The organism is Priestia sp. 179-F W1.4 NHS (genome assembly GCF_045369295.1).
GTDB lineage: Bacteria > Bacillota > Bacilli > Bacillales > Bacillaceae_H > Priestia > Priestia zanthoxyli.
The window spans coordinates 23,701-44,514 of record NZ_JBIQFF010000010.1 but is presented as its reverse complement, the minus strand read 5'-3'; the positions used below and the strand labels follow the sequence as shown (position 1 = coordinate 44,514).

The 20,814-nt window shown below is 37.7% G+C and carries 16 protein-coding genes; 15 read left to right on the top strand and 1 reads right to left on the bottom strand.

All coding sequences use genetic code 11. The features are described 5' to 3' along the window. The first annotated feature begins 18 nt into the window (after window positions 1-18). From glmM to ACH0CI_RS24955, 8 genes are all read left to right on the top strand, one after another. Window positions 19-1,365, top strand: a complete 1,347-nt coding sequence (glmM, locus tag ACH0CI_RS24990) for a phosphoglucosamine mutase (RefSeq protein WP_335387875.1) — start codon at window positions 19-21, stop codon at window positions 1,363-1,365. 430 nt (window positions 1,366-1,795) lie between these two features. After that, window positions 1,796-3,598, top strand: a complete 1,803-nt coding sequence (gene glmS, locus ACH0CI_RS24985; RefSeq protein WP_014461996.1) for a glutamine--fructose-6-phosphate transaminase (isomerizing) — start codon at window positions 1,796-1,798, stop codon at window positions 3,596-3,598. Window positions 3,599-4,459: 861 nt separating this feature from the next. Further along, window positions 4,460-5,176, top strand: coding sequence for a YebC/PmpR family DNA-binding transcriptional regulator (locus ACH0CI_RS24980; RefSeq protein WP_013054976.1), 717 nt, complete (start codon window positions 4,460-4,462; stop codon window positions 5,174-5,176). Window positions 5,177-5,334: 158 nt separating this feature from the next. Then, window positions 5,335-6,666 (top strand): SH3 domain-containing protein, encoded by a 1,332-nt coding sequence (locus ACH0CI_RS24975; RefSeq protein ID WP_406902401.1) that lies wholly within the window; start codon window positions 5,335-5,337, stop codon window positions 6,664-6,666. Window positions 6,667-6,826: 160 nt separating this feature from the next. Then, window positions 6,827-8,719, top strand: coding sequence for a PTS mannitol transporter subunit IICBA (locus tag ACH0CI_RS24970; protein WP_406902400.1), 1,893 nt, complete (start codon window positions 6,827-6,829; stop codon window positions 8,717-8,719). A gap of 60 nt (window positions 8,720-8,779) precedes the next feature. Next, window positions 8,780-10,870 carry a BglG family transcription antiterminator gene (locus ACH0CI_RS24965; protein WP_406902399.1) on the top strand — a complete coding sequence of 697 codons (2,091 nt, stop codon included), beginning with the start codon at window positions 8,780-8,782 and terminating at the stop codon, window positions 10,868-10,870. Between the two features lie 5 nt (window positions 10,871-10,875). Beyond that, on the top strand, window positions 10,876-12,018 hold the full coding sequence (locus ACH0CI_RS24960; protein ID WP_028411901.1) for a mannitol-1-phosphate 5-dehydrogenase: 1,143 nt from the start codon (window positions 10,876-10,878) through the stop codon (window positions 12,016-12,018). Between the two features lie 89 nt (window positions 12,019-12,107). After that, the gene (locus tag ACH0CI_RS24955) at window positions 12,108-12,593 is read left to right on the top strand and encodes a VOC family protein (RefSeq protein ID WP_335387996.1); all 486 of its coding nucleotides are present in this window, start codon (window positions 12,108-12,110) and stop codon (window positions 12,591-12,593) included. A 36-nt stretch (window positions 12,594-12,629) separates the two neighbouring features. On the opposite strand, the gene ACH0CI_RS24950 is transcribed toward ACH0CI_RS24955, so the two are convergent. After that, window positions 12,630-13,166: a L,D-transpeptidase gene (locus ACH0CI_RS24950; protein WP_406902398.1), complete on the bottom strand. Its 537-nt coding sequence runs from the start codon at window positions 13,164-13,166 to the stop codon at window positions 12,630-12,632. A 277-nt stretch (window positions 13,167-13,443) separates the two neighbouring features. Here ACH0CI_RS24950 and mscL point away from each other — a divergent pair, with 277 nt between their 5' ends. The 7 genes from mscL to ACH0CI_RS24915 all read left to right on the top strand — a co-directional run bounded on the left by mscL (window position 13,444) and on the right by ACH0CI_RS24915 (window position 20,640). Then, window positions 13,444-13,839, top strand: a complete 396-nt coding sequence (gene mscL, locus ACH0CI_RS24945; protein WP_028411898.1) for a large conductance mechanosensitive channel protein MscL — start codon at window positions 13,444-13,446, stop codon at window positions 13,837-13,839. Between the two features lie 195 nt (window positions 13,840-14,034). After that, a complete protein-coding gene (locus ACH0CI_RS24940) occupies window positions 14,035-16,104 on the top strand; it encodes an LTA synthase family protein (RefSeq protein WP_154990941.1) in 2,070 nt (689 codons plus the stop codon). Window positions 16,105-16,299: 195 nt separating this feature from the next. After that, window positions 16,300-16,842, top strand: coding sequence for a helix-turn-helix domain-containing protein (locus tag ACH0CI_RS24935; RefSeq protein ID WP_028411896.1), 543 nt, complete (start codon window positions 16,300-16,302; stop codon window positions 16,840-16,842). A gap of 20 nt (window positions 16,843-16,862) precedes the next feature. After that, complete coding sequence (locus ACH0CI_RS24930; protein WP_028411895.1) at window positions 16,863-17,972, top strand: ABC transporter ATP-binding protein; 1,110 nt, start codon at window positions 16,863-16,865, stop codon at window positions 17,970-17,972. Beyond that, the gene (locus ACH0CI_RS24925) at window positions 17,962-18,762 is read left to right on the top strand and encodes an ABC transporter permease (RefSeq protein WP_028411894.1); all 801 of its coding nucleotides are present in this window, start codon (window positions 17,962-17,964) and stop codon (window positions 18,760-18,762) included. Before ACH0CI_RS24930 ends, ACH0CI_RS24925 begins: the two co-directional genes overlap by 11 nt. 1 nt (window position 18,763) lies before the next feature. Continuing rightward, the gene (locus tag ACH0CI_RS24920; protein WP_028411893.1) at window positions 18,764-19,570 is read left to right on the top strand and encodes an ABC transporter permease; all 807 of its coding nucleotides are present in this window, start codon (window positions 18,764-18,766) and stop codon (window positions 19,568-19,570) included. Further along, complete coding sequence (locus tag ACH0CI_RS24915; protein ID WP_028411892.1) at window positions 19,567-20,640, top strand: ABC transporter substrate-binding protein; 1,074 nt, start codon at window positions 19,567-19,569, stop codon at window positions 20,638-20,640. Before ACH0CI_RS24920 ends, ACH0CI_RS24915 begins: the two co-directional genes overlap by 4 nt. The last annotated feature ends 174 nt before the right edge of the window (window positions 20,641-20,814 follow it).

Below are 20,814 nucleotides of genomic sequence, written 5' to 3'. Positions count from 1 at the left end.
ATGAAGGAGAGAAAATTAATGGGTAAGTATTTTGGAACAGACGGAGTACGAGGAGTTGCCAATAGTGAATTAACTCCTGAGCTTGCTTTTAAAATTGGACGCTTAGGTGGTTACGTTCTAACAAAAGATGCAGAGCGACCAAAGGTATTAATCGGACGCGATACACGCGTTTCTGGTCATATGTTAGAAGGAGCGCTTGTTGCAGGCTTGCTTTCAATTGGTGCAGAAGTTATGCGATTAGGCGTTATTTCAACTCCAGGGGTAGCGTATTTAACAAAAGCACTTGGCGCACAAGCAGGAGTCATGATCTCTGCTTCACATAACCCAGTTCAAGATAACGGAATTAAATTCTTTGGTCCAGATGGATTTAAACTGTCAGATGCACAAGAGAATGAAATTGAAGCGTTAATGGATAGTGAAACAGATCAATTACCAAGACCTGTTGGGGGAGATTTAGGTCAGGTAAATGACTACTTCGAAGGTGGACAAAAATATCTTCAATACTTAAAACAAACGGTTGATGAAGACTTCTCAGGTATTCATGTTGCATTAGACTGTGCGCACGGAGCAACGTCATCGTTAGCAGCACATTTATTTGCAGATTTAGATGCGGATATCTCTACAATGGGGGCATCACCAAACGGATTAAACATCAATGACGGTGTAGGATCTACACATCCGGAAGCATTAAGTGCCTTCTTAAAAGAAAAAGGAGCGGATGTTGGGTTAGCATTTGATGGAGACGGAGATCGTTTAATCGCAATCGATGAAAAAGGCGAGATTGTAGACGGTGATCAAATCATGTTCATTTGTGCAAAGTACTTATATGAACAAGGACGTTTAAAGAAAAATACGCTTGTTTCTACCGTTATGAGTAACTTAGGCTTCTATAAAGCACTAGAAGCTAGCGGAATTGAAAGTGCACAAACTGGTGTAGGCGACCGTTATGTAGTAGAAGAAATGAAAGCTAATCAATATAACCTAGGTGGAGAACAGTCAGGTCATATTATTTTCTTAGATTACAACACAACAGGTGACGGTATGCTTTCAGCTATTCAGCTTGTAAACATTATGCAAGCAACGAAAAAGCCTTTATCAGAATTAGCAGCTGAAATGAAGAAGTATCCTCAGCTTCTTGTAAATGTAAAAGTAACGGATAAGCATCATGTTACAGATAACGAGAAGGTAAAAGTGGTTATTGAAGAAGTGGAAAAAGAAATGAACGGTAATGGCCGAGTACTTGTACGCCCTTCAGGAACAGAGCCGTTAGTACGTGTTATGGTTGAAGCACAAACACAAGAAGAATGTGAAGCTTATGTAACGCGTATCGTAGAAGTAGTAAAAGAAGAAATGGGCTTAGAGTAATTCATTAATTATATGCATAAGCGGTGACGTTTCAAGCTGCTTATGCATATTTTTATATTGTTGAGAAAAATTCTTGGAAATTATCTGATGCTAAAGGCTGTTTTTACAGATAGTAAAGAAGATAATTGACGTTTTCTCACTTCTTATTGTAATATTAAATCTGTTCGTCTCTTAATTTATGTAAAGGAGTGAACAATCTATTTTAAAAGTGAATACAAAGCGCCTGAACTAAGTAAAGGGACGGAAACGACTTAGTTGACGAGGAGGAGGTTTATCGAAGTATCGGCGGATGCCTCCCGGTTGTTGATTATCACGGCCGAAAACTTGATGTGAAAAACAATGAGGTGACTTATTGGACAAAAGCATTGAGATGATAATCATTGATGATGAAAAGAGACTCTCTTTTCATACATGAAGGAGGATTTTATCTATGTGCGGAATTGTAGGATATATTGGAACAGAAGATTCGAAAGAAATTTTATTACGTGGTCTTGAAAAGTTAGAATATCGTGGCTATGACTCAGCAGGTATTGCAGTTGTTAACAATGAAGGCGTACACGTATTCAAAGAAAAAGGCCGTATTGCAGAATTGCGTCAGGCAGTAGATAACAGTGTTGTAGCACCAGCAGGTATTGGTCATACGCGTTGGGCAACTCATGGTGTACCAAGCCAAGAAAATGCTCACCCGCATCAAAGTACATCTGGACGCTTCACGCTTGTGCATAATGGTGTAATTGAAAACTACGCTATTTTAAAACGTGAATATTTACAAGATGTAACGTTCAAAAGCGAAACGGATACAGAAGTAATCGTTCAGTTAATTGAAAAAATCGCAGCAGAAGGCTTAGATGTAGAAGAAGCGTTCCGCAAGACAGTAAGCTTGCTTCACGGTTCTTATGCACTAGCTCTTGTTGATAACGAAGATAAAAATACAATCTACGTAGCTAAAAACAAAAGTCCGCTTCTTGTAGGTGTTGGCGAAGGATTTAACGTTGTAGCAAGCGATGCTATGGCAATGCTTCAAGTAACAGATCAGTACGTAGAATTAATGGATAAAGAAACAGTAATTGTTACAAAAGAAGGCGTAACAATTAAAACGCTTGATGGTGAAGTGGTAGAAAGAGCACCTTACACAGCAGAGCTTGATGCAAGTGATATTGAAAAAGGTACGTACCCTCACTATATGTTAAAAGAAATTGATGAGCAGCCTTTAGTTGTTCGTAAAATCATTCAAGAGTATCAAAATGAAAACAATGAACTGCACATTGATGCAGACATTTTAGGAGCAATGGATGAAGCAGACCGCATCTATATCGTAGCATGTGGAACAAGCTATCATGCAGGCCTAGTAGGTAAACAATTCATTGAAACGTGGGCGAAGGTTCCGGTAGAAGTGCACGTAGCGAGTGAATTCTCTTACAACATGCCGCTTTTATCTGAAAAGCCACTGTTTATCTTTATTTCTCAAAGTGGAGAAACAGCTGACAGCCGTGCAGTATTAGTTCAAATTAAAGAACTAGGTTACAAAGCGTTAACAATCACAAACGTTCCGGGATCAACATTATCTCGTGAATCTGATTATACGTTATTACTTCATGCAGGTCCGGAAATTGCTGTAGCATCAACAAAGGCTTATACAGCTCAATTAGCAGTCCTATCAATTCTAGCGGCTGTAACAGCAAAAACACGCGGCATTGAATTAGAATTTGATTTAGTTCAAGAGTTAGCAATCGTAGCAAACACAATGGAAGTACTTTGCGACGACAAAGAAGAAATGGAAAGCATTGCTCTTCAATTCTTAGCAACAACTCGCAACGCATTCTTTATTGGACGTTCTGTTGATTATTATGTAGGTTTAGAAGGCGCGTTAAAACTAAAAGAAATCTCTTACATTCAAGCAGAAGGATTTGCTGGAGGAGAGCTTAAGCACGGAACAATCGCTTTAATTGAAAACAATACGCCAATTATTGCATTAGCAACACAAGAACATGTAAACTTAAGCATCCGTGGTAACGTAAAAGAAGTAGTAGCACGTGGAGCTAATCCTTGTATCATTTCAATGAAAGGATTAGAAACAGAAGAAGATCGCTACGTGATTCCGAAAGTTCACGAAACACTTTCACCACTAGCAGCGGTTATTCCTTTACAATTAATCTCTTACTACGCTGCATTGCACCGCGATTGCGATGTAGATAAACCACGTAACTTAGCAAAATCAGTTACTGTAGAATAATAAGGTTCTAGACACCCTTCTATTATAGAAGGGTGTTTTTGTATATAATTCTCATTGAGCTAAAAAATATATTTGCTTGCTTCATTTATTTTATATAATAGAGTAGGTAAATGAATGAAATTCATTTATAAAAAAGGAAGTGAAAAGTATTAGTGGAGTAGCTCAAAGTATAAAGTACGTGTTGCGAGGCATCTTTTTTGTCTTGTATTTTCCCTTTTATTTTGTATTTCAAATTTTGTGTAAGATATGGATATATTTTATCGCTAAGCCCCTCATATGGATAGGAACAAGAATTATTCAACCTGTCATTGATTTCATTTGGAGATACATTATACGTTTTTTATTCGTTTATCCTATTTCTTGGCTATGGAGTGTCCTCATCTATCCTTTTATTCTCTTCGTTTGGAAACGATGTTTTTTGCCTATAACTAGATTTATATGGAAGTATGTTTTATACCCTGTTTTATACATGGTTTGTTACCCTTGTTATCTTCTATGGAAATATGTTGTGCTGCCATTTTACAATGAAATTGTTATTCCCGTGGTTTCATTTTGTCAGCGTATATTCTTCTGTTTTTGGAAAGGAGTTAAGTGGATCATAATTCATATGATCTACTATCCCCTACGGTGGATTTGGGTGAGATGTATATACAAACCGCTGAAAAAAGTATATACAAAAATCATTCAGCCTGTTATCAAATGGTTTTCTCATTTATTTAGTTAACGAAATATACCAAAAGATTGCTTGTCTTTTTTAGGTATTAAACTCGAAAGATAAGAGGGAATTGATGTATAATAAAAACGGATATATCATTGCCTATTTATTTTATTAGATTCAATTTTGAAAGAGAGTGAAACAATATGGGCCGTAAGTGGAACAATATTAAAGAAAAGAAAGCGTCAAAAGATGCTAATACAAGTCGTATATATGCCAAGTTTGGCCGTGAGATTTATGTGGCTGCAAAACAAGGTGAGCCAGATCCAGAATCAAACCAAGCGTTAAAAGTTGTATTAGAACGCGCGAAAACATACAATGTGCCAAAAGCAATTATTGACCGTGCCATTGAAAAAGCAAAGGGCGGTTCAGAAGAAAATTACGATAATCTTCGTTACGAAGGTTTTGGACCAAATGGCTCAATGGTTATCGTAGATGCTCTTACGAATAACGTAAACAGAACAGCTTCAGACGTGCGTGCTGCCTTTGGTAAAAATGGCGGTAATATGGGAGTAAGCGGATCAGTAGCGTATATGTTTGATCCAACAGCTGTTATTGGTGTAGAAGGTAAAGATGAAGAAGAGACGCTAGAACTGTTAATGGAAGCAGATGTAGACGTGCGTGACATTTTAGAAGAAGAAGATTCTGTAATTGTTTATGCTGATCCGGATCAATTCCATGCGGTACAAAAAGCGTTCAACGATGCTGGTATTACGGAATTTACAGTAGCTGAGCAAACGATGCTTGCTCAAAATGATGTAACTCTTCCTGAAGATGCACAAGCTCAGTTTGAAAAAATGATTGATGCATTAGAGGACTTAGAAGATGTGCAGCAAGTATATCACAACGTTGATTTAGGATAATAGTGAAAGAGGCAGACCTATCAAAGAGGTCTGTCTTTTTTTATAGGCCGTGTGAAAAGCATCTATTGACCCTTTCCCTTCGTTTGGAATATGGTAAGATAATGAATTAAGAATAGAAAATAGTAGAATTTTATAAGGAATAAATGGAGGGAAAGCAGTTGAAAAAATTAATGGTGGGGATGGCGTTAACAGCTACGCTTGCAACGGCTGTAACGCCTGGCTTTGGCTCAATTGGGGGAAATCAAGAAAAGGCATATGCAGCAACAGTTACATATAAAGTAACGGCAAGCAAGCTAAATGTGAGAAGCGGAGCGGGAACGAATTACGGGATTATCGGCAGCGTAGTAAAAGATCAAACACTATCTGTGGTGAGCAAAAGCGGAAGCTGGTACAAAATTAACTATAACGGCCGCACAGGCTATGTAAGCAGCGATTATGTACAGTCATCAGGAACAACAGCGCCACCAGCAGAAAGCACAACGTATACAGTAACGGCAAGCACGCTGAATGTAAGAAGCGGAGCGGGCACCAATTATGCATCCATAGGAAGTGTGACAAAAGGCCAGAAGCTGTCTGTGATGAGCAAAAGCGGAAGCTGGTACAAAATTAACTACAACGGCCGCACGGGCTACGTAAGCAGCGATTATGTACAAGCATCGGGAACAACAACGGCCCCAACAACGCCACCAGCAGAAAGCACAACGTACACAGTAACGGCGAGCACGCTGAACGTAAGAAGCGGAGCAGGCACCAACTATGCATCTATAGGAAGTGTGACAAAAGGCCAGAAGCTGTCTGTGGTGAGCAAAAGCGGAAGCTGGTACAAAATTAACTATAACGGCCGCACAGGCTATGTAAGCAGTGACTATGTACAGGCTTCAGCTACAGCGTCTCCAAAGCTCGTAGTCGATTCTTTTAAAACGTTAGACAACGCTCAGCAAGTCATCTTGGTTACAGCAGATAACTACGATACGAAGTCTGCTAAAATTCAAACATTTGAAAAAGTTGATGGGAAATGGAAGCAAGTTTTAACTGCGAACGGTGTACTTGGACAAAAAGGATTCGCTTTAGCGAAAAAAGAAGGAGATATGGAGTCTCCGACAGGGAAATATACAATTGGCACAGCATTCGGACGCTATGCAAATCCTGGAACTAAGCTTCCATATCGAAAGATTACATCAAATGATGTGTGGGTAGACGATTCAAAAAGCTCTCTGTATAATACGTGGCAGCAAAAGCCAGCGAATGGCCGCTGGACGAGCGCTGAGAACATGGATATCCCGGCTTATGATTATGGGTTTGTCATTAATTATAATGAATCTAGAACCCCAGGAAAGGGAAGTGCAATCTTCTTTCATGTAGGAACAAATTATACAGCAGGATGTACGGCCACTTCTAAAGAACAAGTTGTCTCTATTTTAAAATGGTTAAATCCAGAGAAAAATCCAGTTATTATTCAATCTCCTGTAAGTGAATTAGATAAATATTAAGTTAGAAAGCAGCTGAATTCGTGTAATTCAGCTGCTTTTTTATGTAATTAAAAGCTTTGTCCGTCTGTGGTACGACAAAGTTAGTTTTCCTATTCATTGAATGAAAGCGTTTAATCTCTTACGATTAAAGTATCATCACGTAGAGAAAGGAAGAGAGCAAATGGCTCAATCTAATATAAAAGTAGCTGTACAAAAATTTGGGAACTTTCTAAGTTCAATGGTTATGCCAAATATCGGAGCATTTATTGCATGGGGACTTATTACTGCTTTATTTATTCCAACAGGCTTTTTTCCAAATGAAAGCCTTACCAAACTAGTGGATCCAATGGTCAAGTATTTGCTTCCGCTGCTAATCGGCTACACAGGAGGAAAGCTTGTACACGATCAGCGCGGAGGCGTTGTAGGTGCTATCGCGACCATGGGCGTCATTGTTGGATCTGATATTCCGATGTTTCTAGGCGCTATGATTATGGGGCCGCTGGGCGGTTATATCATCAAGAAGTTTGACCAGTTTATTGAAGGTAAAGTCAAAACAGGATTTGAGATGTTAATTAATAATTTCTCAGCAGGTATTCTTGGAGGAATTCTAGCGATTCTAGCCTTTTTAGGAGTTAGCCCAGCTGTGGACGGATTTACAGGCGCACTTGTAGTGGGTGTAGATTGGATGGTTGCACATGGCCTTCTTCCTCTTACAAGTATTTTAATTGAACCAGCTAAAATTTTATTCTTAAACAATGCCATTAATCACGGCATTTTATCTCCGATTGGAGCAGAACAAATTCGAACAAACGGACAGTCCATTCTATTGTTATTAGAAACAAATCCTGGTCCGGGATTAGGAATTCTGTTAGCGTATTGCTTCTTTGGAAAAGGAACAGCAAAACAGTCAGCACCGGGAGCGGCCATCATTCATTTTATTGGCGGAATTCACGAAATTTACTTCCCTTACGTTTTAATGCGTCCTCTTCTAATCATTGCGGCTATTTTAGGAGGAATGAGCGGAGTATTTACATTTGTTCTTTTAGGAGGAGGCTTACAAGCCGTTGCTTCACCAGGAAGTATTTTGGCTATTTTAGCTGCTACACCAGGTAATGCAGGCAGCTATGTTGCAAATATCTCAGGTGTTCTTGTTGCAGCCGTCGTATCGTTTATTGTAGGTTCGTTAATTTTAAAAACGGGCAAGCAAACAGAAGATTTGGACGAAGCAGCTCGCAAAATGCAAGAGATGAAGGGCAAGAAGAGCTCTGTAGCAGGAAGCTTTACAAAACAGCAAGGCGACGTACCAGCAAGCGTTCAAAAAATTGTTTTTGCCTGTGACGCAGGTATGGGATCGAGTGCAATGGGCGCCTCTCTTCTTCGCAAGAAAGTTAAACAAGCAGATTTAAATATTTCGGTAACAAATACAGCTATCAGTAATATTCCAAGTGACGCTCAAATCGTTATTACACAGGAAGAGCTAACGCCAAGAGCTCAAAACAAAGTTCCAGATGCGTATCATATCTCGGTGGATAACTTTCTATCTAGCCCTGAATATGACAAACTAATTGATCAACTAAAAAATGATCATACTACTTCTAAGGCGGAAGAAGAAAAGAACGTATCTGCAGAAAATAATACAGATAGTAATGACGGTTTATTAAAAGAAGAAAACGTTTTCTTGAATCAGCACTTTTCTTCTAAGGAAGAAGCAATTCGATTTGCAGGAAGTGTGTTAGTAAAAGGCGGATATGTAGAAGAAAACTATGTTGAAGCGATGATTGAGCGAGACAATATGACTTCTACTTATATGGGAAATGACGTAGCGATTCCGCACGGTACGGAAGAAGCGAAAAAGAACGTTTTAAGATCAGGTTTTACAGTGATTCAAGTTCCAGAAGGCGTTGATTTTGATGGTGAGAAAGTTCGTTTGATTTTCGGAATTGCCGGAAAAGACGGCACCCATTTAGAAATTTTATCTGGTATCGCGATTACATGTTCTGATATGGACAATATTGAAAAGATGGTTCATGCCAAATCAGCTAAAGAATTAATGGCTATTATTCAAAGTAACTAACGGGATAGAAAGGCATGAAGATGCCTTTTTATCCTTTGTTTATAAATAAGAAAAGAGTTGATGTTCTTGTTTATTACTTCAAGAGAAAAATCAATCATTGAGTTAATTATTAAAACGGCAGGAAAGCATACAGCACTTACACTTGCTACTTTTTTGAATGTAAGTGTAAGAACCGTTCACCGAGATTTGAAGGCAATTGAATCAATACTTGAAAAATTTGATTTAAAGCTGATTCGTACACAAGATGAAGGACTAATGATTGAAGGTAAAAATGAACAAATTTTTCGTCTTATCCAAGAGCTGATGAAGATTAAAACGACGGATCAGTCTCCACAGGAAAGAAAATTAATTCTTTTAATTCTTCTTCTAGAAGAAGGGGATTCATTTAAATTACAAACGCTGGCTAAAGACTTAGAAGTAAGTATTACTACACTAACTGCTTATCTAGATGAATTAACAGAGTGGTTAACCACATTTGACGTTTTCCTTCATCGAAAGAGAGGGGTCGGAGTAGAGGTTCAAGCTACTGAAGCCAATAAACGGAACGCATTAGCCAATTATTTTCTTGTCCACTTTAATGAAGAGTTAATTGAATGTTTGTTTCTAGTAGAAAATCACCAGCATACGGATGAAACGATTTTGCATTATTTTTATCCGAATGATTTAGCAGAAGTAGACCGAATTGTACATCAAGCGATTAATCAGCATCATTCTAAGCTGGCTGACAGCGATTATATAGGGCTCATTGTTCATATTTGCATTATGATACAGCGAACGAAAAAGCAAATGTATCTAGAAGACGACGGCGGCCAAACGGAAGAGCTGGCGAGTGAACTGTTCTTAATGAAGGATATTTGCCGCGAAATTGAACGGGTATTTTCTCTTTCTTTCACGGAAAAAGATATTCATTTCTTAGCAGTACGGCTGCGTGCAGCTAAGTTCCAAACTACTAGAGACGTATATTACGACAGCGTAGTGGTTGGGCAGATTATTAAGAATATGATTTCTCATGTTTCTGTTCAGCTTAACACCGACTTGACCGGTGATTTTTCCCTTTACCAAGGGCTGCTTGCTCATATGGAACCGGCAATTTTTCGCCTTAAGCAAAAAATGGAGCTTTTTAATCCATTAACGGAAGAGATTAAGAAAAAGTACCCTGTTTTATTTATGGCTGTGAGAAACAGTATCGATCAAGAGCTGCCGGATTTAGTTTTTCCAGATGATGAAGTGGCATATCTTGTTTTGCATTTCGGTTCAACGCTAGTGCTAAAAGAAGAAGTCATGGAAATTCAGGCACTGATTGTCTGTCCAACTGGAATCGGCACTTCGAAAAAGTTAGCTAGCCGTATTCGTAAAGAGATTCCGGAGGTTAATTCAGTTGTCATTAAGTCGGTAAAAGAAATCAAAGAAGCGGCGCTTGAAGGGTATGACGTAGTGATTTCAACAGTAAGACTTCCTTTTTTAAATGTCGATTACATTTTAGTCAATCCACTCTTAACCGAAGAGGATATTCAGTCCGTTCAGAATTTTTTACAGAAAAACATTCAAAAGTTAACCAAAGATAAGGGCTATCGTTCGTTCCAATATAAAAATAAGACCGTCTCTACACAAAAACCGTCTTTTGAGGAAACGATGAAGCAAATTAAAGATGTGCATGGAAGTATCGAATCAATTCTTCAAAACCTTAGAATGTATCGATTTTCGGATGCAGTGAGTCATGATCAAGTGATTTCGCACGTAGTAAAAGCAGCTGAAAAAGAACGTTTAATAACCAATGCCAGCTGCGTTATTGATCAGCTTAAGGAACGAGAAAACAAAGGCGGTTTAGGTATTCCGCAAACGAGTATGGCACTGTTCCATTGCCGTGAACACCACGTGAAAGAGCTGATTTTTCAAGTTTCACATTTAGAGCAGCCTTGCACAGTTAAAGGTATGGACGGAACAAACATGCAGGCGCGTAACCTTCTATTAATGCTAGCACCTGAGGAGTTAAGTGAAGTACAGCAAGAAATCTTAAGTTTAATTAGTACAAGTTTAATTGAAGATCATGAAGCAATGATGGTTTTTTCGTCTTCGAACGAAGAGATAATTCGCAAAAGGCTAGAGGATACGTTTCATGAGTACCTTCGAAATAATTTGATAAAGGAATGATTTTTGTGAAACAAGCAGTTCATTTTGGAGCAGGTAATATTGGGCGAGGATTTATTGGGGCATTATTTTCTCAAAGCAACTATCACGTTACATTCGTAGATATTGCTGAAAAGATTATTAATCAGTTAAACACAGATGAAGGGTATAACGTAATAACAGCCGCAGAGCACCCAGAGACATTAGCTGTTCAAAACGTATCTGGTTTAAATAATCTGACGCAAGAACAAGCAGTCATTAAAGCGATTAAAGAAGCAACGTACATTACGACAGCCATTGGACCGAACGTTCTGCCTCGCATTGCTCCTTTAATTGCTAAAGGTTTGGCTGAGCGTGTGAAAACAAGCGACGAAAAGGTATATATTATTGCATGTGAAAATCAAATCTCTGCGACAGATTTATTAAAAGGCTATATTTTTGATGCGCTGGATGAAGAGACAAAAGCTCATATGGTAAATAAGGTCTTTTTCTTCAATTCAGCTGTAGATCGTATCGTACCTCTTCAACACAACCAAGGTTCGCTTGATGTTTTAGTAGAATCCTATTATGAATGGGTAGTAGAGGCACCTGAAAATATTCCTTTTGTAGAAGGAATGACGATTGTGCCTGACCTTGCTCCTTTTATTGAAAGAAAGCTATTTACAGTAAATACAGGACATGCGGTGATTGCATATTTTGGTTATTTAAAAGGAAAAGAAACGATTGATCAAACGTTAAGAGATTCAGATATTTACCAACAAGTACAGCAAACGCTACGAGAAACAGGAGACTATCTAATTAAAAGATATGACTTAGATAGAGAGGAACACGAAGCCTACATCGTAAAAATTATTGAGCGCTTTAAGAATCCTCATTTAAATGATTCAGTTAAACGGGTAGGAAGAGCGCCAATTCGCAAGCTTGGACCTCAGGATCGTTTGATTCGTCCAGCGCTAGAAGCAAAAAAAGCGGGCCTTTCTTATACCCACTTAGCGAAGGCCATCGCTGCTGCGCTTCTATTTGACCCGCAAGAAGATAAAGAGGCTATGAAGCTTCAAGCGAATATTCATGAGTATGGTATTGAGTATGTGTTAAAAGAGGTCAGTGGGTTAGAGGCAAGTAATAATTTAACAAAAGAAATCATTGCTCAATATAATGCTTTAAAATCGTAAATGACTCTAATACGTGTAAACGGTCCATTTTAAATGGGCTGTTTTTCTTTTTGTAGAAAGGGAATGTTTGTGTATAGGAGGATGATAAAATGGTAGCTATTACTCACGTTGGATTAGCTGTACCTGATGTAGAAGAAGCCGTCCAGTGGTATAGGAAGGTTTTAGGTTTTAAGCTGATTGCCGGTCCTTATACGTTTAATGCGGAGGAAGAAAAAGCTGAAGATATGACTCAAGATTTACTAGGGTCTCATATTAAAAAAATGAAAAATGCTCACATGACAGCTGATAACCAGGTAGGCATTGAACTGTTTGAATTTAATAAGCCGCAAATGCCTCTCGTATTAAAAGACAGCGATGAGCAGTATCAAAGTTATTTTCACATGTGTTTAATAGCCGATGACGTGGAAAAATTAGCGGATAAAATCGAACAATCAGGCGGTAAAAAGCGTAGCCAAGTATGGAATACAAGACCTGGAAAACCTTATTACTTAATTTATTGCGAAGATCCGTTTGGGAATATTATTGAGCTATATTCACATAGTACGGAGCTCATGTATGGGAATAAAGAAGAATAAAAGCTTATCCACATTTTTTGGATAAGCTTTTATTTTTCACAGCTGTCCGTAGCCATATACCTTTGCCAGCTCTTCGAAGGTTTTTGATGAATACGTAATAGTTACAGATGTTCCTACTGCTACTTTATCGAATAGTTCTTCCACATCCGCATTGTGCATCCGTACGCAGCCGTGGCTTACATATTTGCCAATGCTAGCTTCTGAGTTATTCCCATGAATACCGTATTTGTCGCCGGTTGTTCCGTTTGCATTAAGCCCTAGCCAGCGAGAGCCAAGAGGATTATTAGGAGCGCCTCCTGCAATGTGCCCTGTATAGTAAGGGCGATTTTTAATTTTGTTAACAATCTTGAAAAAGCCTACCGGCGTATCGCTCCTTGTTTTTCCCGTAGCTACTGAATACGTCTTTTCTAACTTTCCGTTATGAAAATAAGCAAGCTGATTTGTTTTTTTATTAATAATAATTAAATCTTCACTTGCTGTGTTTTTACTTGCGTCCGCCGTGCTTGCTGTATAAGAAATACTGATAATAGCTGCGAGACACAAAGCCGCTGCTCGCAGTAGAATTTTTCTCACGTTCTAGCCATCTCCTCTATTGTTCGATTACATATTTGATGAATTACATGCTATTAGTGTATAAAAGAAAAATGGACTGAACATGAACCTTACCTGAATGAAAACTGAAAGTGCGTTTTTACATGCGAATATAAAGTGAAAATCTGGGCAGAAATACAACTAAAGGTCTGGTACATATCTCATGAAAAAGAGAAAAATGAAAATGCACCTTGTCTGTTTAATTTAGGATGTATTATCATGAAAGTTTGAAATGAAGGGCAGGAGGTGGAATAAACAGATGCTTAAAGAATTTAAAGAGTTTGCTTTGCGAGGAAATGTATTAGATTTAGCTGTCGGTGTTATTATTGGAGCTGCATTTGGAAAAATTGTCACGTCCCTTGTAAATGATATTATTATGCCGCTGATTGGTTTGTTGTTAGCAGGGATAGACTTTAAAGATTTATCCTTTACGGTTGGAGATGCTACGGTATTATATGGATCTTTTATTCAAACAATTGTTGATTTCTTAATTGTTGCATTCTCGATTTTCTTATTTATTCGTTTCTTTAATCGTTTTAAGAGAAAAGAAGAAGAGAAAGTAGAGGAAGAAGTGGCTGTTCTGTCAAAAGAAGAAGAGATCTTAACAGAAATTCGTGATCTGCTAAAAGCAGAAGCAGTGAAAGAGCGTTCATAACAGCAATTTTTACATATGTATAAAACGGCTAAGAGGCCCGTCTTTTCATCAGAAAAGCGGGCTTTTTTTGTGTGAAATTTCTCGGGAAATGTTAGTGGTATGATCATGGGAAAATTAGGCGTGAAGGCGAGAGAGATAGGAATGTTAAAATCATATTAAAAGTGTTAAGATATTGTAAATAGGAGGCTTAAGGTTATGTTTAAACATTTGTATCGTTCTTTGCCAATGCTGGTGGCGTATGGGCTGCTTAGCGTTTTTTTATACAGTGTTGTTATGCTTAATATATCAAATGACACAAAGATATTGTTTGACTGGGCCCAAATCCATACAGCTGGGTTCGTCGTATTAATAGGGGGATGCTCACTTGTTTTATGGGCGCTCACTTTCTATTTGCTGCTTCGATTTAATCAGATAGAGAGAATACAAGGTTCGCAGTGGTACGCCATTTTTACGGCAATTGTGTTTTCAATTGCGGTAGCAGCCGTTTCTGCTATGGTTTTTGTTATCTATCATATTGATATACATAATCCAGGCAAAACAATAGAGTGGGTGCAAGCATACCCTGAACGCTATCTTTTTACGGTCTTTTTACTTTCGCTGTTAACACTAGCGATCATTATGCTAGTAGGGGAAGCTTATTTAGGGGCTGGAATTACCTTTGTTCTGTATTTTATTTTAGCTCTTGTAAACTATTATAAAAAAATCTTTCGAAATGAACCATTGTTCCCGAACGATTTTATTCAGGCAAGTCAGTTAAAAGAAGTTATTCCGATGATTAAAGATTCGATTTCAATTCCTATTGTCATAGGAGTTATTGGATCTATTGTCGTACTGATCGCTCTTTGGTTTTTCTTGCCGAAAATTAAAATTCGATGGTTTCTTCGAATTATTATGATTCTGCCGCTTATCTTTTTAATGAAATCATTTTTATTCTTTGAACACTCGTTTGCTCAAAAATATTATGATCAATATGCTGCGCTGATGCCTTGGAATCAGCAAAATAATTATTACTATAATGGACCTGTTATTGGCATGATTTCAAATGTTAAAACAGATGTGCTGCAAGAGCCGGATGACTACTCACAGGAAGTAATGGCCAAAGTGGCAAAACGCATTCAGTCAAAGGAAGAGAAAACACAAGAAAGCAGGACTGAAGTCAAGCCAAACGTTGTGTTTGTAATGAATGAAACGTTTTGGGACCCAACAAAGCTTAACGTGACGTTCTCTGAAGATCCAATGAAAAATACAAGGGAACTTCAAAAGAAATATCCTTCTGGGTGGTCTTTAAGTCCTTCATTTGGCGGGGAGACAGCTAATGTAGAGTTTGAAGCATTGACGAGCTACTCTTTGTCTTTCTTTAACCCTGGAGGTCTTCCTTATCAGCATGTATTGAGTAAAAAAGAATATCCGTCTTTTGTTTCTTATTTAGAAAAACAAGGCTATGCTACAACAGCTATGCATCCAAACAGCGGCATGCTTTATATGAGACAAAATGTGTATCCAAATTTGGGATTTGATCAAGTGAAGTTTATTGATCAAATGAAGCATACGCAAAAAGATAACAAAGAATTTGTTTCTGATGAAGCTGTAGTTGATGAAGTACTCGATACGCTTCGTCAGTCGAAAAAGCCTGCATTTGTGCATGCTGTAACGATTGCAAATCATCTTCCTTATTCTGCGGATAAGTATAATGGTCAGGAAACAATTAAAGTAACCGGTAAAGGGTTATCACCAGAAATGCAAAAGGAAATTGAAATTTATGCTGAAGGAATCAAACGTTCAGATGCTGCTTTAAAACGATTGAACGATGAAATTCAAAAGTTGGATGAGCCGACCATTGTAGTATTTTGGGGAGATCATTTGCCAGCACTTGGACAAAACCTTCAAGCTTACAAAGAAACGGGTTTTGGAAACGAGAAAACGCAGCAAACATCTCAAAAATTTTATGAGACGCCGCTCTTATTTTTATCTAATTATGATACAAAAATAGATAAAAATCTTGGTACGATGAGTCCTATTTATATTGCTCCGACACTTGTTCAATCTCTTGGTTACAAAAGTAATCTGTTCTACGATCAGCTGAATCAAATGAAAACAGAAGTGCCGGCTTTTCGTTCAAATATGTATATAAACTCAAAAGGAAAGCTAGTGGATGAGCCGGCAGCGCTCTCTAATAAAGCTGCAAAAGACCTTCAAGATTACCATGAAGTTGAGTTTGATACATTATCGGGGAAACAGTACGAAACGCATAAGTTGTATAAATAAAAATAAAAACTCCTTTTAAATAAAAGGAGTTTTTATTTTTTAAGTGTTTAAGGTTGTACTAAAAAATAATTCATGTATAATATTTTAAGGTTAAAAGTAAACTTTAAGTTAAGTAAAACAAAACTTGAGTTTGGAACAGCATGAACAATTATTCATGCTGTTTGCTAATTTTAAATACAGTTGAGGATCGAGAGTATGGAAATAGGAAAGAAAATTAAGAATTTACGATTAAAAAAAGGCTTAACACAAGAAGAGCTAGGAGAACGTACTGATTTAAGCAAAGGCTATATTTCGCAGCTAGAGCGCGATTTAAGTTCGCCGTCTTTAGAAACATTTTTTAGTATTTTGGAAGTGCTGGGGTGCGAACCGAAAGAATTCTTCGAAATTGATACGCATGTTCAAAAGGTTGTATATAAAGAGGAAGACTACACGAGTTATTGCGAAGATGAAAAAGGTTACCATATTCAGTGGCTTGTACATGAATCAAATGAAAAAGAAATGGAGCCAATTCGTCTTATTCTTCATGAAAAAGGTGCATTTAAGAGATTTGAACCTTCTCTTTCAGAAACGTTTGGCTACATTTTGCGCGGGTGTGTGAAGGTGAAGCTTGGAGGCAGAATATATGAGGCTAAACAAGGGGAAACCATCTATTTTCAAGCTTCTGAAGAACATCAGATTTTAAATGCTCATGACGGAATAACAGAGTTAATTATCGTGGCGACAGAGTCTTATTTATAGAACAAAAGAGGTGAAGTGAAATGACATCTACGAATACAATTATTCAATTTGAAAATGTGACCAAGCAATATGATAATGATTCAGTTGTATTGGATCATGTAAGCTTTGAAATTGAAAAAGGGAAGTTTTATACCCTTTTAGGTCCATCGGGATGTGGAAAGACAACGATTTTACGATTAATTGCAGGCTTTACGGAGGCCTCGAGCGGAACGATTTATTTTAATGGAAAAAGAATTAATGATGTCCCGGCTAACAAACGTCAGGTTAATACGGTTTTTCAAGACTACGCGCTTTTCCCGCATTTGAATGTATTTGAAAATGTAGCATTTGGTCTTCGAATCAAGAAGATGAAAAATGCTGATATTGGGATAAAAGTTAAAGAAGCCCTTCGCTTTGTTAACCTAGAAGGATATGAAAAGAGAGAAATAAAGGAAATGTCGGGCGGTCAAAGACAGCGCGTAGCCATTGCACGAGCAATTGTAAATCAGCCCGAAGTCATTCTGCTGGACGAGCCGCTTTCAGCTCTTGATCTAAAATTGCGTACGGAAATGCAATACGAGTTAAGAGAATTACAGCGCCGTCTAGGTATTACGTTCATTTTTGTTACGCACGATCAAGAAGAAGCGCTTGCGATGTCCGATGAAATCTTTGTTTTGAATAAAGGAAGAATTCAGCAGAGCGGGGAACCTACAGATATTTATGATGAGCCAATTAATCGTTTTGTTGCCGATTTTATTGGTGAATCAAATATTGTACCAGGTAAAATGATTGCTGACTTTTTAGTGGAGTTTGGCGGCCAGCAATTTGAATGTGTCGATCAAGGGTTAAACCGAAATGAGCAGGTTGAAATTGTGATTCGCCCTGAAGATTTAGCCATTACAAGCTCCGATCAAGGAAAGCTGCAGGTTCGTGTAGATTCACAGCTGTTTAGAGGAGTCCATTATGAAATTTTAGGCTATGACCATGCAGGGAATGAGTGGCTCGTCCACTCTACAAAAAAGGCAACGGTTGGCGAAGAAATTGGTTTATATTTTGAACCTGAAGCTATTCACGTTATGCGATTTAATGAAACGGAAGAAGAATTCGATAAGCGACTCGAAGGTTATGAAGAGGATTACCATGCAAACTAAATCAAGAAATATTTATTTAGTCCCGTATGTGTTATGGATTTTGCTTTTTGTAGTTGCTCCCATTGTATTAGTTGTCTATTATTCTTTTTTCAGCATTGATAATGAGCTGACGCTTGAAAACTATAAGAAATTTTTTACCCCTGTTTATTTACAGATGACGCTGAGCTCATTTTGGTATGCCTTTTTAATTACGTTATTTTCCTTGGTTTTTTCTTATCCAACAGCTTATTTACTAACGAAGCTTAAGCATAAGCAGCTTTGGCTTCTACTGATTATTTTACCGACGTGGATTAACCTATTATTAAAAGCGTATGCTTTTTTAGGCATATTCGGCACGTACGGTACGGTTAATAAATTTACTGAATTTCTGGGATTTGGTACTCATCAAATTTTATTTACTGACTTTAGTTTTGTATTTGTATCAGTGTATATTTTTATCCCCTTTATGATTTTGCCGATCTTTAACTCTTTAGAAGAACTTAATCCCTCGCTTATCTACGCTTCGCGAGACTTGGGGGCATCTTCATGGGTGACATTTAAGCGCGTGGTATTTCCGCTAACGCTAGAAGGGGTTAAATCAGGTTGTCAGGCTGTTTTTATTCCAGCACTGTCACTCTTTATGATTACGCGTTTAATTGCTGGAAACCGCGTCATTACACTGGGAACGGCGATTGAACAACATTTTTTAGTGACGCAGGATTGGGGCATGGGAGCCACAATTGCTGTCTTTTTAATTATTGCGATGGCCGTTATGATGCTCATAACAGGCACTGGAAAGAGAGGTGTGTAAAATGAAGAGAAAGTGGAAGTTCAGCCACCTTTATTTATTTTTTGTCTTTTTCATTTTATACGCGCCCATTTTTTATTTAATGTATTACTCTTTTAACAGCGGAGGAAACATGCGAGAGTTTGAAGGGTTTACGTTAGATTGGTACAAAGAAGTGTTTCAAGACACACGTTTGCTCATTATTGTCTTGAATACCTTAATTATTGCTCTATTGTCTTCGGTTATTTCAACGATTATTGGCGTGATAGGAGCACTTGCTATCGTATACGTGAAGCGCAGACGTGTTCAAAATACACTGTTAACATTTAATAATGTGTTAATTGTGAGTCCAGATGTTATTATTGGCGCATCTTTTTTAATTCTATTTACCATTATCGGTGTAAAGCTCGGGTTTATATCGGTATTATTAGCGCATATTGCATTCAGTGTACCGATTGTGGTCATCATGGTTCTGCCTAAGCTGCAGGAAATGAGTCCGACACTGCTCGATGCAGCCCGTGATTTGGGAGCAAGTCGCTTTGAAGTACTTTCGAAAGTGGTATTGCCATTTATTCGTCCGGGTATCTTTGCAGGCTTTTTTATGGCTTTAACTTACTCTTTGGATGACTTTGCGGTTACGTTCTTTGTGACCGGGAATGGTTTTTCCACGCTTTCAGTAGAAATTTACTCGTTAGCAAGAAGAGGGGTCTCGCTGAAAATCAATGCTCTTTCTACTCTTATTTTCATGTTTACCGTGCTGATTGTAATTGGTTATTACTTTATCAGTCAGCGATATAGCAATAAAGCGAAAGGGGTGGCGACTGGAAAATGAAGCAATTAGCAAAGCCGTTTATCTTCATCGTCATCCTTTCTTTCGTTCTTATGTATGTGGTTCATCATTTGAACAATGCCGAAGGATACTCTGGAGGAGATACGCTGACCGTCTATAATTGGGGAGATTATATTGATCCTGATTTAGTGAATCAGTTTGAAAAAGAAACCGGAATTAAAGTCATTTATCAGACCTTTGATTCGAATGAAGCAATGATGACAAAAATTGAACAAGGCGGTACGACATTTGATATTGCTGTTCCTTCTGAATACGCGATTAGCAAGATGCGTGAAGAAAATTTACTATTGCCAATTGATCATTCGAAGCTGCCTAATTTAAAATACATTAATCCGCGTTTTTTAGACCTATCTTTTGATCCTGGCAATAAGTACTCTATTCCTTATTTTTGGGGAACTGTGGGTATTGTTTATAACTCTGATATGATTCATGGTAAGAAGATAAAGAGTTGGAATGATTTATGGGATCCTAAGCTAAAAAATCAAATTTTACTTGCAGATGGCGCTAGAGAAGTGATGGGAATGGGGCTAAACAGCTTAAATTATTCATTAAATGATACGAATAAAGCTCATCTTCAAGAAGCAAAAAGAAAGCTTGATACATTAACACCAAACGTAAAAGCCATTGTAGGAGACGAGATTAAGATGCTCCTAGCAAATGAAGAAGCGGCAGTTGGCGTTGTTTGGTCAGGTGATGCTTCTGAAATTATGAGTGAAAACGATAAGCTGAATTACGTTGTTCCAGAAGAAGGTTCGAATTTATGGTTCGATAACATGGTTATTCCAAAAACGGCTAAAAACGTAGAAGGTGCACATAAATTCATGAATTTTATGCTAGATCCTAAACACGCTGCTCAAAATGCAGAATATGTAGGGTATTCTACGCCTAATAAAAAAGCGTTAGATTATTTGCCGAAAGAAGTAGCGAAAGATGAACGTTTTTATCCGGATGAAGAACTAACCAATAAGCTTGAAGTATATAATAACTTAGGCAAACGAATGCTTGCTTATTACAATGAATTATTTTTAGAATTCAAAATGCACCGTAAATAAAAGGTACTTAGTTAGGCCTTTATACTCAAGTTCTTTATTGTTTTTGTAAATTCAGTTGCGTGATAGCAAGAGGAAAGATAAAATACAAACGAGTAAAGCTAATAACATTTATTTTATGTTATTAGCTTTTTTATTTGTAAAACGGGAAAGATAAGAAAAAATTGAATGTTCTAT